The following is a 15,033-nucleotide window of genomic DNA, read 5'->3' as shown; positions in this document are numbered from 1 at the left end:
TTTACTGTGGGGGTGGCTAAAGGCTTACCTGAACGGGGTTGACGGGAACGGCAGCGATCGCCCTTAGCGACGACGATCATGGTTCCAAACCTGGCGCTCCAACCCTATTGTATCGACAAATAGGCTAGTTAATACATTTGTACTGATATGTTAATTGTAGTGTGTGGCCCAACCGCGACGGGCAAATCGGGGTTGGCGGTAGAGCTGGCCCAGCGGATGCAGAGCTGCATCATTAATGCCGACTCGCGGCAGGTTTACCGGGAATTGGATATTGGAACCGCGAAGCCATCCAAGGCAGACCAGTTGCAGGTGCCCCACTATCTGCTGGATATCTGCGACCCCACCGAAACCCTGACCTTAGCGGGCTACCAAGAGCGGGCGACCACCGTGATTGAGCAGATCCATCGCTCCACCCGTGGATGGGCAAGAGTTCCCTTGCTGGTGGGCGGCTCGGGACTGTATATCAAAGCCATTGTCAATGGTCTCCTCATTCCCCGCGTGGCTCCCAATCCTGAGTTGCGATCGCAACTCCAAGCCCTTGGCCAATCTCAATGTTATGCGATGTTGCGCCAAGTGGACGCGATCGCCAGCCAACGCATCCATGCCCATGATCAAACCCGCACCATCCGTGCCCTGGAAGTGTTCTACACCACGGGCATTCCCCTCTCATCCCAGCAGGGCGAGCAGCCACCTAGCTATCCTGTGTATCAGATTGGTCTGGATTGCCTCGCCGAGGGCGATCGCCTCCAGCAACGCATTGAACAGCGCACGGCCCAGATGCTGGAGCAGGGCTTGGTAGAGGAAGTGGCAGGTCTATGCGATCGCTACGGCAGGGATCTCCCCTTGCTCAACACCCTAGGCTATCAAGAAATCAAAGACCACCTCGCAGGCACCACGTCGCTCCCCGAGGCTCAACATTTAATTGCGATGCATACCCGCCAGTTTGCCAAACGGCAGCGCACCTGGTTTCGGGCCGATCAGCGAATTCATTGGTTTGACAGCAATGCACCGGATCTGATCGATCAGGTCTGGCAAGATCTTCAGGTTAACTTTCTTGATCACGCTAAGGATCTAGAGTCGGTTCACCTAGAGCCGGTTAACGGTTGAGCGATCGCCGCATGGGGTCAGGAACGCCCATGGACGAACTACCAGCGATCGCCCGCAGGTTTTGACAACGCAGCAGCTCGGTAAAATCTAACCCTGGACGGCGCTCGATGGCCGCCACCACCTCAATGGCATCCACCAAATGGCGGGCGGCCTCCGGCTCTGTATAGCCCCGGCGCTGGGCCACCCTTAGGGCCGCTTCATCCGCCTCCAGCTCCAGTTGAGGGCTACGACTTCCCCGCCAAATTTGCGTGCCAGCCAAGACCGTCAACCCTCCGGCCGTCACCGCACCGATCGCATCCCCCTGACTCAGTTCAATCAACGTACCCACCGCGCCCGCCAGCACGAGGCCTTGGTAGATGCTGGGCTGGAACCAGCGAATGGACGTCAGCCAAGCAACGGTACGTAGCAGCATGAGATCGCGCTGGGGGCGAGAAAGCTGTCCCCATAGATCAAAATTCACGCTGATCGGACGGGTGCGGTGCCAAGGCAGAGGAAAGGTCACGTCCACCACCGCTGACTGCTCCGGGCGGCTGACCAGTTTGGTAACCATGCGCCCAGAGGCTGGCATGAGATCGAGCAACCGACGAATTTCGGGATCTGGATTCAGCATGGCTCACATATGAAGAACGAGGGGCGATCGCCCAGGAAAATGATCAAAATATCGTAGGCACCTGGTTGACGGACAAATCATTTTGCTTAGGCTAGGTTGAGCAAGGTTACACCCAGTACCAGCTTAGATTCTGTTGGGTTACGCTGACGCTAACCCAACCTACGAGAGAAGCAAGATCACAGGAGTTTTGTCCGTCAATCAGCGTAGGTACACAAGTCGCCTAGAATCATCCTACCCCAAGGCAGAAGAGCAGAAGCGTTCCACGCAACGGATAAAGATTTCAACGCCCATACTCAGGGCCGTTTCGTCAAAGTCAAAGCGGGGATGGTGGTGAGGATAGGCCAGGTCTAGGCTAGGATTTGCCGATCCCAAAAAGAAGTAGCAGCCGGGCACCTGCTGTAGGAAAAAGGACATATCTTCACCGCCCATGGTCTGGCAGTTGGGCACCACCCCCAGCCCCGGTTCCACCACCTGTTCTGCCACCGATCGCACTAGGTCAGCGATCGCTCCATCATTGATCACCGCTGGGTAGAGCTGCCAGTAGTTCAGCTCATAAGTGGCACTATGGCTGTGGCAGACCCCAGCAATCACATCATCGATCCGTTTGCCAAAAAAGCCATCCAGAGCCGGGTCAAAGTAGCGCACCGTACCGCTCAGTTCAGCTCGATGGGCGATGACGTTGTGGGCTTTGCCCGCATGGAAACTCCCCACCGTCACCACCCCGGAGGTGAGGGGATCGAGATTGCGGGACACAATCGTCTGCAGAGCATTCACCACCTGGGCACCCACAATCAGCGCATCCACCGTTTGGTGGGGCATGGCTCCATGGCCACCCCGCCCTTGAATCATGCAGTCAAACAGTTCTACCGCCGCCATCATGGCACCACTGCGCACCCCCACCGTTCCCAGGGGCAAATTATTCCATAAGTGCAAGCCAATGATCGCATCAGGACGCGGATTCTCTAATGCCCCAGCCTCAATCATCGGCTTGGCTCCGCCGGGGCCCTCCTCCGCCGGTTGAAACAAAATCTTCACGGTGCCGGCCAACTGGGCCCGGTGCTGGGCCAGGTAAAACGCCGTTCCCAGCGCGATCGCCACATGGCCATCATGACCACAGGCATGCATCACCCCCTCTCGCTGGGAGCGGTAGGGCACCTCATTGGCTTCCTGAATGGGCAGGGCATCCATGTCAGCACGAATGGCCAGCACTGGCCCAGGGCGATCGCCTTGAATAACCGCCACAACCCCCGTTTGGGCAACCTCCGTCTGATGCTCGATCCCCCAAGCCTGAAGCTGCTGAGCAATCACCTGAGCGGTGCGCTGTTCATGAAACGCCAGTTCAGGCTGCTGGTGTAGGGTACGCCGCCAGTCTACTAGCTGGGGCTGCAGCGCTTGAATCGATGAACGAATCCGAGAGCGATGGACAGGGAGAGGAGTTAGGGATGGAACGGCCATAGAGTGCGAGCTGGATGTAAGGTGGACAAATTAGGCATGGATCAAGCCAAGGGGCGATCGCCTTTTAGTTCTAGGATTTCTATTTCTACGGTACGATGTTCACCCAGAAAGTTGGAACGGGATAGACAAGAGATCTTCACAACCTCATAGAAGATTATCCCTAGATTTCCCTCACCCCCATCGGTGGATGACCAGCCATCCCCCATAGCTTTAGCAACCTTTAACAACGACGCCAAGCCAAAGGAACAAGAAGCGCTAGTATAGATAAACCGTTGAATGCGTCAGTATAGGGGCTCAGTTGCAAGTCACGATTCCACCATCAACTTCCCATCCATTTCCCGGTTTAATCTATCAACTACCCAACGGGCTCACCGTTATCCATCAAGACCTGCCCGCTTCATCTGTTGTCACGGTCGATGTATGGGTGCGGGCCGGGGCGATCGCTGAACCCACGCCTTGGTTTGGCATGGCCCATTTTCTGGAGCACATGATCTTCAAGGGCACCGATCGCATCCAGCCAGGACAGTTTGATGCCATCATCGAGCGCTGTGGAGGCATCACCAACGCAGCCACCAGCCATGATTATGCGCACTTTTTTATTAATACCACCGCAGAGCACCTGCCCGAGGCACTTCCCCTCCTAGCCGATCTTTTACTCCATGCCACCATTCCCCAGGGCGAGTTTGAGATGGAACGGCAGGTGGTGCTGGAAGAAATTCGCCAAGCCTACGATGATCCAGATTGGATCGGCTTCCAGACGCTGCTGGCAGCCGCCTATCCTCAACATCCCTACGGGAGACCCATCCTGGGTGATGTGGATGAACTGATGGCGCGATCGCCCCAAGACATGCGCCAGTTTCATCGTGCCTACTACCAGCCCGAGAACATGACCGTGGTGATCGTGGGCAATCTCTCCCAGGCGGAAGCCCTCGATCAAGTCTATGCGGCCTTCCAGACCTTTCCAGAGCGATCGCTCGTTTCTGCCCCCACCATCCACGCCGATCCGCCCATGGAGGCAGTTTGCCGCCAGCGTCTCTCTTTGCCGCGCTTAGAGCAAGCTCGGCTGATGATGGCTTGGGTGGGCCCCGGTGTCGATCAACTACAAAGTAGCTACGGGCTAGACCTACTAGCAGCGCTGCTGGCCGGTGGGCAGTCTTCGCGGTTGGTGCGAGAACTCCGGGAAGAACGCCAATGGGTACAAGACATCGACAGCAGTTTTTCGCTGCAGCATGATTCGAGTTTATTCACCATCACCGCTTGGCTCGATCCAGAGCATGTGGAACGCGTAGAGGCAACCATTGGCGATCGCCTCTCAGAGTTAGCGTCTTTACCGATTACGCCCCTAGAACTGAATCGGTGTAAACGGCTAATGTGCAACGACTACGCCTTCTCCACCGAAACCGCCAGCCAGCTTGCCGGGCTCTACGGCTACTACCACACCATTGCCGATGCCACCCTTGCGGTCACCTATCCTGCCCAAGTCAAACAACTGTCCCCACATGACCTGCAATATCTAGCCAGACAGTACCTCTCGCCCTACCGTTACGCCTCCGTGGTATTACTGCCAGACTAAGGTCTATCCCATACAGGCGGTGTCCGCCATGACGGACACAACCATCAGGTCTCTTTTAGGGTGCAACGAAGCGATCGCCTGTCTCACCACAACACTCAACCAGCACCAGATTGCACCCCAACCAACCTTGGCTACAGCAATTTGAATGTCCTAGAGGTGAGACTGGGCATCCCCTGTCGTTTGCCATGCATCTCCTGCCAGCGAGCCCTTAGGGTACGAGATATGGCATACTGCCCTCTGTTACGCCCACTGTTAACTGCCAACTGCCTCCTTCCTGTTTGCCGAGTGAATTTATGTCAATTACTCAACAATTTGCCCATACGCTCCATACCCGCACGGTAAATCGGGCGGTACTCGGTAACCGCATGGTAGTCTTAGCGGTCGAAAATCCAGCGGCAGATATTATTGCTTGCCGTATTTTTATTAGAGCAGGAGGCGTGTGCGAATCGCCCCAAGAATCCGGTATCTCTCACCTACTATCCGCCGTTTTGACCAAGGGCACCGATCGCTTCTCTGCCCACGAGATTGCTGACCGAGTGGAGTCTGTGGGAGCTAGCCTCGGCACCGATGCCACCGCCGACTATTGCTTGCTGAGCTTTAAGACCGTTTCCCACGACTTTCCAGAAGTGCTAGCCCTAGGCTCAGAACTCCTGCGATCGCCCAGCTTTCCCGACGCCGAAGTGGAGCTAGAACGCCGCCTAGCCCTGCAGGGGTTGCGATCCATGCAGGAACAGCCCTTCGCCGTCGCCCAGCGACAACTGCGGCAGATGATGTATCCAGGACATCCCTACGCCAACCCTATTCTGGGAACCGAGGCAACCGTTGCCAACCTCAGCCGTGAGCATTTACAGAACTACCACCACACCTACTTCCGTCCTGATAATATTGTGGTGAGCATTACCGGACGCATTGCCCCGGATGACGCGATCGCCCTTGTCGATAAATATTTCGGCGACTGGCATCTACCCCACGATCACAACGACGTTCTGCCGCTCATCCACCCGGATGTACCCAAACTGGTGCCCATGGGTGAGACATCCATCATCCCGGAAGAAACGCAACAAACCATCGTCATGGTGGGTCATCTCACCCCCTCTGTGCATTCTGCCGACTACCTAGCCCTCAAAGTTCTCAATACCTACCTAGGTAATGGCCTGTCCAGTCGCCTTTTCGTCGAACTACGGGAAAAACGCGGACTTGCCTACGAAGTCTCTGCCTTCTATCCCACTCGTTTAAATCAATCTCAGTTTGTGGTGTATCTTGGCACAGCACCAATAAATACCGCCACAGCTCTCGATGGTCTCCAGCAAGAAGTAACGCGATTGATGCAACGCCGCTTGTCAAACGAGGAGCTGCAGGCAGCCAAAAACAAGCTGCTAGGGCAGTACGCCCTTGGTAAGCAAACCAATGCTCAACTCGCGCAAATTTTTGGCTGGTATGAAACCCTAGGGCTAGGGATTGAGTTTGATCAACAGTTTCAGCAGCATGTTGCATCGATCACCGCCGATATAACTCAAGACGTTGCGCAACGATACTTTACGCAGCCCTACGTATCGATTGTAGGCACCGGAGCAGCCGCAATGCGATGATTTGAGGAATCAGGTGGGCTCAATCGGTAGTTTCTCCCCAGGTCTTCCACACTAGGTGAATAGCCAGGTTACAGCCTAGTTACCTCGATCCTGTTGCCCGAGCTACGGGATAGGGAACTCTAGGACAGAGTGACATGGCGATCGCCTACTCTGTTCGCCTACCAACCACTCGATTCCTTCAGCTAGGCTTCAGCATGATTGTGTTATCAGTAATTGACGACGCAGTGAAAGGGCTACAGCGTGAACCCGATCCTGCTCGAATTAAAAAGCTGATGGTATATGCCTGCACAGGTGCATGGGAAACCAGTCCTCAACGCTTAAGTCAGGTGTCGCTCCGTCAGTTAGTCGAGCAATTATGGACAATCGCCCCAACCTTAGAGCATCTGCGATCGCATCTCTATAAAATTGTCAGTACCCTGAACAAACAGGCAGAATATACCTTGGTGGCCAATGCCATCATGAAGCATTTTAATGCGCTATATCTGATTGAGCAGCCCCAAGAACCAGCGTCCAGCCGTTCTCAGTATCACGTCGTTGTGCAATCCTTGGAGCAGAGCGACGATGCCCTGCGGGTCAAGAAACTGCTGTTCTGTGCCTGCAAAAATTCCTGGCAAAATGACCTCTCGTTGCTAAACCAGTTCTCCCTGCTATACCTGGTAGAACATTTACATAGCCTGGCTCCAACCCTCGACAGTCTTACGACCATTCTCAGCAGCATTGTCCACACCCTCAATCGCCAAGCGGTTTACCAACGGGTGCTGCACATGATTCTAGAAGCCTTTCAACCTCTATATACAGACCACCAGCCCAGCACCCGGATGGTCGAACCGGCGGCGTCGCCAGATCCCAAGCGATCGCCCCCGCCCGTCACCCATATTGTCTTCCCCACCCCAGCCACAGCAGATCCATCAACACCAGCCCAGACCATCGATACCTCGCAGATCCTCGATGCCATGTTTGACCTGCGATTGGAGGTGATGAAATACACCAATCCCCTGCGGGCCAAGCTGCTGATTTTCTTCTGCCTACGCGAACCCATCGCCGACCTGAGTCAAGGGATTCAAATGGTGCGATCGCAGGAACTGGGTAACCTTCTTAAGGAATTAATCCTGTCCTACCCATCCTTCGAGCAAATCGACCAACGTTTGCGAGGCATAGCTAGCCAGCAAGCCGACGGGCAACACTATACCCAGACCGCCAGCGCCGTCCTGCGCGCCATTAAACCCATCTACGATCGCTTCCCCAACAGTGCCGCTGCCCTGAAACAGATGGGGCACTACGAAGCCGAGGTTACGGAGGTCAATGCTAACGAAGCTGATGCCACCGGTCTACGCGCTAGTCCGCCCGCCCATGAAATCACCGGGGTCAATACGAACGAAGTTGATGTCACCGGTCTACTGGCTAGCCCACCCTCCTATGTCGATACCCTCATACAAGACGATAGCTGGGACTAAGCCTCCTCCTGACCCATCGATACCCTCGATGATAGCTGAACTAAGCCTCCTCTTGACCCATTGCCCAAACTCCTGACCGTCCACATTCTATGAACAGACAAGACCTCATAGCTCGCTACACAGCAGGCGAAACAAACTTTAACGGCGAGAACCTCAGCGGGCAGAATTTGAGCGGGGCAGATCTCATTGGCATTCAGTTCTCCCGCGCTGATCTCCACAGTTCCCTGTTGATTTTCGCCTACCTGAATCGAGCTAAATTCACCAGTAGCAACCTAACTGGAGCCGATCTGAGTGGAGCAAACCTCAACCAAGCCGACCTCGTAGGCGCAAATCTCCATGATGCGGATCTCCACGGGGCCCTGCTGCAAGGGGCAGACTTGCGGAGTGCCGACCTCACCTTGGCCAATCTCCTCAATGCCAATTTAATTGACGCGGATTTGCGTAATACTAACCTCAGCGGCGCAAACCTCAGCGGTGCCTGTTTACGCGGAGCCAACCTACGGGAAGAAAACCGCCACTATAGCGCCAACCTGCGGGGAGCCAACCTGCGGGGAGCAGATCTGCGGGGAGCCAATCTCACCGGCGCAGATCTAGCCCGGGTTGACCTGCGGGGAGCCGATTTAAGCGAAGCCACCCTACGGGGTGCCGATCTACGGGAAACCGATTTGGCCGGAGCCAACCTCAAAGGAGCCTTCCTCACCGAAGCAAACCTGAGCAATGCCATTCTGCGCGGAGCTACCTTAATCAACACCAAGCTGGAGCGCGCCATCCTCACCGATGTGGACATGGCCGGAGCTGATGCTCGCGGAGCCCTGATGCCCGACACCCAACTTGTCCGGGCTCACATGGCTAAGGTCAACTTGAATGCAGCTAAACTCAGCCGTGCTGATCTCAGCCGCGCCAACCTGCGAGGCTCTACCCTACGGGATGCTAATTTAACCGATGCCTACTTGGCTCGGGCTGACTTGACGAATACGGATCTCACCGATGCCAGCTTCGTACGAGCAGAACTCAGCAGCACCAATCTCACAAATGCGATTTTGACCGGAGCCACCATGCCCGACAGCAGCGTTCATGAGTAGCAAGGGAGAGATGCGCACCTAGGCGATCACCGAGGCCTCAGGACGAGCAAAGATCATGCGGCCGGCAGAGGTTTGTAACGCCCCCGTGACCACCACCGTTAGTTCATCACCCACGTACTCGCTGCCCTCTTCCACAACGACCATGGTGCCGTCGTTGAGATATCCAACACCCTGCTCAGGTTCCTTCCCAGGCTTGAGAATTTTGATATTAATGTAGTCGCCGGGTAGATAGTTAGGACGCATCGCCTGAGCCAGGTCATTGATATTGAGCACCTCAACCTTTTGCAGACTCGCGACTTTATTCAGGTTGTAGTCGTTGGTCAGTAGAGTACCGTTAATTTCTTGAGCTAGGCGCACCAACTTAGCATCCACCGTAGCAACATCGTCATAGTCCGCAGGGTGGATGACAATGCGCTCTGGGTAATTAGCTTGAATGCGGTTGAGAATATCCAAGCCCCGCCGACCACGCACCCGTTTTTGGTCATTGGACGCATCGGCAACCTGCTGCAGTTCCAGTAAGACAAACTGCGGTACGAGCAGTTGCCCTTCCAGAAAACTGGTGCTGAGCAAGTCTTCAATCCGTCCATCAATAATAGAACTGGTATCCAAAACCTTAGTCGTCGCAGGTTTGAGGGTGCCTTCAGCCACCAACATGCTTTCAACACTTTGGGGATTAATCAAGCGCAGTAATGTGCGACCATGGGCATCCGCCAGGTTGACCCCTGAGAAAGCAAACATGACGCTCGCCAAGACGGCGGTGAGGGGTTTGATAAAAGCAAAGTCAGTGGGAATGGGCAGTAGGAACAGGGGTGCCAACATCAGGTTGGCCACCAACAGCCCTAATACGAGCCCCAGGGATCGGCTAATGAGCATATCCACCGGCATTTCGCGGATTTGGCGCTCAATGCGGCGGTATCCTGTTTGGGTGACTAAGCCAACGGCAAAGCCAATGATTGCACCAAAGGCAGAGATGACCAAGCTCAACCCTTCTACGTTGGTAACTTGCTGTAGGGCCGTATCGGGTAGAAGATCAACGCTATAAAACCCGATCCCGACCCCAGCTAGAATGAACGATAAGATAATGACAGCATCAATCATAGTAAGAAGCAGACTAGAATCTAGTCGATGGGATGATATATGACAATGTATGGATAGGAGACTCTAGGACAATCCATAGCAGGAATGTACCTACTAAGCTGTAGCGGAGCTAGGGGAGCGGAGGCAGCAGGTAGTATGAGAAGTTGACCTTAGGGCGATCGCTCTAGGGATGCCAAAGATGCTCCTAGCTGCCCAAGGTTGCAGATGTTAGGGTAAATGGTCAGATGCGCAACAGGACTGCCATTTACAGGTTCATTATATCTCTCAGGGTCAAAACCGTTTGTTGGATTACCACACTGGCGTACGAATGCAAAAGACCGGCGATCGCTTAGAGGCTCACCTATCTAGCCCGTTGAGCAGGGCAGTTCCAACAGCCGCCTATGTGCATATTCCCTTTTGTCGGCGACGCTGCTATTACTGCGATTTTCCCGTATCCATTGTAGGCGATCGCCCTCCCCTAGCCCGGCAGACTGGCTCTAATGCTGGATTTAGAGCGATCGCAGATTACCTTGACCCCCTCTGCCAAGAAATTGCCCACACCCCAGGCGATCGCCCCCTCACCAGCGTTTTCTTCGGTGGCGGCACCCCCTCCTTGCTCGAACCAGAGCAGGTTCAGCAGATTTTAAACGCTTTGAACCAGCAGTTTGGCATAGCTACCGGTGCGGAAATCTCTATAGAAATTGATCCCGACACCATCAATCCAGCCAAAGCTAGGGGCTACCAAGCAGCGGGGATCAATCGGGTCAGTCTAGGCGTCCAAGCCTTCCAGCTTGACTTGCTGCAGGCCTGCGGCCGCACCCATACGCCAGCCGATATTGATCGAGCCATAGACACCTTGCGCCAAACTGGTTTCACCAACATCAGCCTTGATTTAATCTCAGGGCTGCCCCACCAAACCGCCGCAACCTGGGAAGAGTCTCTTCAGAGAGCGATCGCCCTCCAACCCACCCATCTTTCAATCTACGACCTGATTGTCGAACCGCAGACCGCCTTTAGCCGCTGGTACCAGCCGGGTGAGTCGCCCCTACCGAGCGATCAGGTCGCCGCCGATCTCTATCGCCTGGCGCAACAGCGGTTAACGGCAGCAGGGTTTGAGCACTACGAAATTTCTAACTATGCCCAGCCAGGCTACGCTTGCCAACACAATGGCGTATATTGGCGCAATCAACCTTACTATGGCTTTGGCATGGGAGCCGCCAGCTATATCCACCACCAGCGCTACACCCGTCCTCGTACCCGCAGCGCTTATTTTGAATGGGTCAAAGGTTTACCCATTCATCCAGGGCAATTGGATGTGCCCATTGATCCAGTGCAAGATACCTTTTTGGAAACCGTCATGCTAGGGCTACGGCTAGCAGAAGGTTTAGAGTTCAAGACGATGGTTCGTTTATTTGGTTTAGGATTGGTGGAGCATCTTTGGCGGTTCCTCATGACTTATACGGATACAGGATGGATCGAATGGGCACCTGTGCTAGAGTCGGAACACCACAGCCACCAAGGAGAAGGGCGTCCACAACCGCCACGGGTGCGACTGAGCGATCCCGAGGGGTTTCTCTTTTCCAATGTGGTGCTATCCGACATCTTTCAGGCCTTTAGTGATGACCCGTTGGAGGCACCATACCGGGAGACAGCGGAGTCTGCTGTATAAACCTGAAGGTGCATTACAGGTCATGTAGACCGCTATGGCCCCAGTGACGGGCAGATTGTGGTGTAATTTGAACGGCGACGCAAACATAGAGAGGACAGGTATGGCGCTGGACTATCCCGAAGATTTGAAATATCTGGACACCCATGAATATGCGCGGGTTGACGATGACCTAATCACCATTGGCATCACGGCCTTTGCCGTTGACCAAATGGGCGACATTGTCTTTTTAGAACTACCAGATGTGGACAGCGCTGTTGAAAAAGGGGAAACCTTTGGCACCATTGAATCGGTTAAGGCCGTCGAAGATCTCCACTCACCCATTTCCGGCACGGTGATTGAGCGCAATGAGGCCATGCTAGAAGCCCCTGAACAAATTGCTGATGATCCCTACGGCGATGGCTGGCTGATCAAGGTCAAACTTGATAACCCAGAAGACCTGGATGAAGCCATGTCGGTGGAAGAATACCGCGCTCAGGTGGAAGGCGAATAATATCAATTCTTCAGGCGCTACATCCTTTAAGACGTCTCAAAGTCCCTCGCCCTCTGGGCTACTGTGTATACATAAGCCCTAAAAACCTTCCTGTACTGGCTTTACCCTCATCCCCCAACCCCTTCTCCCAGGACGGGAGAAGGGGAGCCGGAAAGCCTTGCCTGGTCTCCTCCTCACCTATTTTTTTTGAGAGAGGAACTGAGGGGGTGAAGGCCGAGATGTATATAAACAGTAACCCTCTGGAAGAGGGATTTAGGGTGAAGACAACATGCAGCGGGCAATCCAAGAATTGGCAATTGGCATAACGGTTTTGTTCACACTTAGCTGCTAGACCGTCACCGGGGCGATCGCTTTTCGACCCACCAACCAATAGGTTTGCATGGTGCCCTTGCCTTTCACGGCGATCGCGCCCCGATCACGCAGGTCATAAAGAGGGGCAAGGCGATCGCGGGTAGCTTGGGTAACTTGAATGCCGCCGGGTTCTCCCAACGACTCCATGCGGCTGGCAATGTTGACCGCATCGCCCCAAAGGTCATAAATAAACTTCTTTTGCCCAATCACACCGGCGACCACAATGCCGCTGTTGATGCCAATCCGTAGCTTGAGGTCAAACTGAAGGTCTTGCTCAAAGCGCTGCATGGCAGCCGTCATTTCCAAGGCCATATCGGCGATCGCTTCCGCATGGTCAGGACGGGGATTGGGCAACCCCGCCGCCACCATATAAGCATCGCCAATGGTTTTAATTTTTTCGAGCCCCAACTGTTCTGCAAGCTGGTCGAAGCTGGAAAAAATACTGTTGAGCAGGTTCACCAACTCCATAGGCGGTAGATGCGACGATAGTTGGGTAAAGCCCACGATATCGGCAAACAGGATCGTGACCTCGTCGTAGTGCTCAGCGATCGCTGCCCCAGAAATGCGATTATTGGACGGGTTTTGCTTGAGGCGATCGGCAATGGACTGGGGCAGGATATTCAACAGCAGGCGTTCCGATTTTTCCTGCTCCAAGCGCAGAGCTAGCTCAGCCTGTTTGCGCTCGGTAATATCATTCACCAAGGTAAGCAGACAGCTTTGCCCATCTAGGGTGATAATTTCTGCCGACAGCAGCCCATAGCGCACCGCACCGGACGCAATGCGAAATTCGGCTTCGTAGTCACGGGTTGCGCCCCATTGCTGAAGTTGCTCCACCAAGCGCGATCGCAGCTCAGGATCAACCCAGATGCCCAGATCTAGAGCACTGTGCCCCACAATCTTGGAGCGTTCATAGCCCGACAGATCCAGAAAACTGGCGTTGACGTCTAAAATTACGCCATCCATGAGCCGACTGATGATAATTGGGTTGGGGCTGGCACCAAACACCTTGGCAAACTTGTCTTCTGAAAAATATAAATCTTGGGTACGCTGTTCCACCCGATTTTCCAACACACCATTCGCCTGCGCTAGCGCCTGGTTCGCAATCTTCAGATCCTCCGCCATCGCGGCCAAGGACTGATTGGCCTGGATACGTTGGTAGTTAGCCGCTTGGCGCTCCGCAATCACCGCCGACAACACCAACACCGTCAAGGTGACCACACCGATGAAGGCCTGGAGCAAGAGCAGCGACAGCCACTGGGGTCGCAACGCTTGCACAAAGGGGCCCAGACCATTCGCCGTGCCCGCGATCGCAATCCCTGAAATGACAATCACCAACCCCGTGGCGATCGCCAGTCCTAAGCGAAATGTCGTCCAAATCAAAATGGGGATCAGCACGTATTCCACAGGCAAGGAAAACTGGAACACGATGTAGCTCACCGCCGCCGCCATCGTCAGCATGGCAAATCCTTCCAGCAGGCGATCGGTTCTTAGCGGCGGCAGGTTGGCCAACTGGCGATCGCGGGGAAACTGGACATACCAACTGATTAAGGTGGGAGCCACAATTAACATCCCGAAGGCATTGGAGATCCACCAACTTCCCCAAATCGCCAAAAAATCAGACCAAGGGTTCAGTCCAGCCAAGCAACTGCTGGCCGTACCCATGGTGGCCCCGATCACCGGAGCTGCAAAGACAATCACCACAAACCGAAACGCGTCCCGCGATCGCGTTAGGGGAGTTTGGGAAGGAATCAGCCGCCGCATTACCTGAGCGGCCAAACCAGCCTCTAGGGATGATCCCAGAGCGATCGCCCCCTGCACCAGAATCACCAGCGGACTGACATCCTGGGTGTGAGTGAGGAGCATGATCACGCCCAAGGCAATCCCCGGTGCCACCCGCCAGCCAAAGAGAAAGACCGCTGCTAGCCCAATGCCCGAGGAAGGCCAAACCGGCGTAATACCGCCCGGTAGCGAGATGAACCGAAAAACCAACTGACCCGCACCCCAGTAGGCGATCGCCAGCGCTAGGATCAGACCTAGACTGCGCCCACTCCAGACCGAAATCCGCTGCTGAGTTGTAGTCATAGGTAGAGACAGAGGCAGATGTCTTGAAGATGACCCTGAAACGAAACCCGATGATCCCGTCGCCCCTAAGCCTGCGGCCCTGGGAAAAAAACTGCGACGGATCGTGATAGATGTCTCATCTTAATTTGAGCATGAATAGGATGGCAGCCGTCGTCATAGTCAGCACAAACAAGACAATTGTTACAGGCTCCCTGGGGCACCATCCCCATAGCCGCGAGGATCCGTCGATGAGCAGGGCTTCCACACCGGTGTGATGATTAGACCCCAGGAGGGCGATCGCCCCTGAGCCCCCCACGAAAGTGTGGCAAAATATGAAGCCAGATGAGGCACTACATTGAGCGGGTATTCATCACCCCCCTCCTTAAGCATAAAATCGCTTGAGGCGACTACTCTAGAGGAAGCATTTGACTTATGGCTACCATTACGTTTGTCAACGAACAACAGGAAGCAATTGTCGCGGATGGCGCAAATTTGAGACTCAAGACCCTCGAAAA

The 15,033-nt window shown here is 54.6% G+C and carries 11 protein-coding genes; 7 read left to right on the top strand and 4 right to left on the bottom strand.

Features of this window, described 5'->3' with window-relative positions; genetic code table 11:
- Nucleotides 1-147 precede the first annotated feature (147 nt).
- Nucleotides 148-1,107 (top strand): tRNA (adenosine(37)-N6)-dimethylallyltransferase MiaA, encoded by a 960-nt coding sequence (gene miaA, locus V6D20_22670; GenBank protein ID HEY9818586.1) that lies wholly within the window; start codon nt 148-150, stop codon nt 1,105-1,107.
- Here miaA and V6D20_22665 read toward each other — a convergent pair.
- Both V6D20_22665 and V6D20_22660 read right to left on the bottom strand, forming a co-directional pair.
- Complete coding sequence (locus V6D20_22665; protein ID HEY9818585.1) at nt 1,097-1,717, bottom strand: DUF3318 domain-containing protein; 621 nt, start codon at nt 1,715-1,717, stop codon at nt 1,097-1,099. The genes miaA and V6D20_22665 overlap by 11 nt on opposite strands.
- 231 nt (nt 1,718-1,948) lie before the next feature.
- Nucleotides 1,949-3,172: a M20 family metallopeptidase gene (locus tag V6D20_22660; GenBank protein ID HEY9818584.1), complete on the bottom strand. Its 1,224-nt coding sequence runs from the start codon at nt 3,170-3,172 to the stop codon at nt 1,949-1,951.
- Between the two features lie 298 nt (nt 3,173-3,470).
- Between V6D20_22660 and V6D20_22655 the strand changes: the two genes are divergently transcribed.
- The 4 genes from V6D20_22655 to V6D20_22640 all read left to right on the top strand — a co-directional run bounded on the left by V6D20_22655 (nt 3,471) and on the right by V6D20_22640 (nt 8,870).
- Nucleotides 3,471-4,745, top strand: coding sequence for a pitrilysin family protein (locus V6D20_22655; GenBank protein HEY9818583.1), 1,275 nt, complete (start codon nt 3,471-3,473; stop codon nt 4,743-4,745).
- 293 nt (nt 4,746-5,038) lie between these two features.
- Nucleotides 5,039-6,334, top strand: coding sequence for a pitrilysin family protein (locus V6D20_22650; GenBank protein ID HEY9818582.1), 1,296 nt, complete (start codon nt 5,039-5,041; stop codon nt 6,332-6,334).
- 134 nt (nt 6,335-6,468) lie between these two features.
- Nucleotides 6,469-7,788, top strand: coding sequence for a hypothetical protein (locus V6D20_22645; protein ID HEY9818581.1), 1,320 nt, complete (start codon nt 6,469-6,471; stop codon nt 7,786-7,788).
- Between the two features lie 89 nt (nt 7,789-7,877).
- A complete protein-coding gene (locus V6D20_22640; protein HEY9818580.1) occupies nt 7,878-8,870 on the top strand; it encodes a pentapeptide repeat-containing protein in 993 nt (330 codons plus the stop codon).
- Nucleotides 8,871-8,888: 18 nt separating this feature from the next.
- Here the strand turns inward: V6D20_22640 and V6D20_22635 are convergent, their stop codons facing one another.
- Nucleotides 8,889-9,968, bottom strand: coding sequence for a PIN/TRAM domain-containing protein (locus V6D20_22635; protein ID HEY9818579.1), 1,080 nt, complete (start codon nt 9,966-9,968; stop codon nt 8,889-8,891).
- Between the two features lie 307 nt (nt 9,969-10,275).
- On the opposite strand from V6D20_22635, the gene hemW reads away from it, so the two are divergent.
- A complete protein-coding gene (gene hemW, locus V6D20_22630) occupies nt 10,276-11,616 on the top strand; it encodes a radical SAM family heme chaperone HemW (GenBank protein HEY9818578.1) in 1,341 nt (446 codons plus the stop codon).
- Nucleotides 11,617-11,716: 100 nt separating this feature from the next.
- Entirely contained in the window at nt 11,717-12,106 is a 390-nt protein-coding gene (gene gcvH, locus V6D20_22625) for a glycine cleavage system protein GcvH (protein HEY9818577.1), read from the top strand.
- Between the two features lie 327 nt (nt 12,107-12,433).
- Here the strand turns inward: gcvH and V6D20_22620 are convergent, their stop codons facing one another.
- Entirely contained in the window at nt 12,434-14,539 is a 2,106-nt protein-coding gene (locus tag V6D20_22620) for an adenylate/guanylate cyclase domain-containing protein (GenBank protein HEY9818576.1), read from the bottom strand.
- Nucleotides 14,540-15,033: the final 494 nt, after the last annotated feature.

The sequence above is a fragment of the Candidatus Obscuribacterales bacterium genome (genome assembly GCA_036703605.1).
GTDB lineage: Bacteria > Cyanobacteriota > Cyanobacteriia > RECH01 > RECH01 > RECH01.
Note: the sequence above shows the minus strand (reverse complement) of the source record. Positions and strands in the feature narration are given on the sequence as shown.